Consider the following 708-nt stretch of genomic DNA (forward strand, 5'->3'; position numbering starts at 1 on the left):
TTCAAATGGAAGACCGAATGTTTTTAAATCCTCTGGCCAAAGCCAAGAACATTCCCAAAGAAGAGCCTAAGAAGGCCGATCCGTTGGGCGATAAAGGATTTGGTAATGTATGACGCTACTTGAAGAACTTATTGAGTATAGCCATAACTGCATAAAGGACACGACCCATGTATGCCAAAAGCACCGCTGGGCATGTGAACGTTTTTTAAGAGATGTTCAGCGTGCAGGAACGGAAGAGTTTCCGTATGTGTTTGACGAAGAAAAGGCGCAGCGCTTTTTTAACTGGGCGTATTTACATCGGCATACCAAAGGCGTTCTTGCCGGCGAGCCGATAGACTTTGCTCCGATACAACGGTTTATCTTCGGTAACGTCTACGGATGGGTCCATCAAGATACGGGCCTTAGGCGCTTTCGTAGGGCCTACTGGCAGGTAGCCAGGAAAAATGCCAAGTCCCAGTCGCTGGCCATCGTCGGGGATTACGAACTTATGGCCCTCGGTGAGCCCATGAGTGAAGTATATATTGGGGCGACTAAGACCCTGCAGGCTAAGATTATCTACAATGAAGTCGTAGCTATGCTAAAAAGGTGCCCGCTTCTCAAGGACAAGTGGCATGAGTCATACGGAGTCATTCGTCATCCGAAGAGCGATTCAATCCTCAGAGCCCTGTCGAAAGACGACGGCAAGACAGGTGACGGGCTGAACCCGCA

Annotated in this window: 1 protein-coding gene; it reads left to right on the top strand. The window is 49.2% G+C overall.

Annotated elements, in window-relative coordinates:
- Positions 1-109: 109 nt before the first annotated feature.
- A partial coding sequence (locus HMPREF9429_RS03670; RefSeq protein ID WP_006941758.1) for a terminase large subunit domain-containing protein occupies positions 110-708 on the top strand: 599 nt, incomplete at its 3' end.

This window comes from Megasphaera micronuciformis F0359, from assembly GCF_000165735.1.
Taxonomy (GTDB): domain Bacteria; phylum Bacillota; class Negativicutes; order Veillonellales; family Megasphaeraceae; genus Megasphaera; species Megasphaera micronuciformis.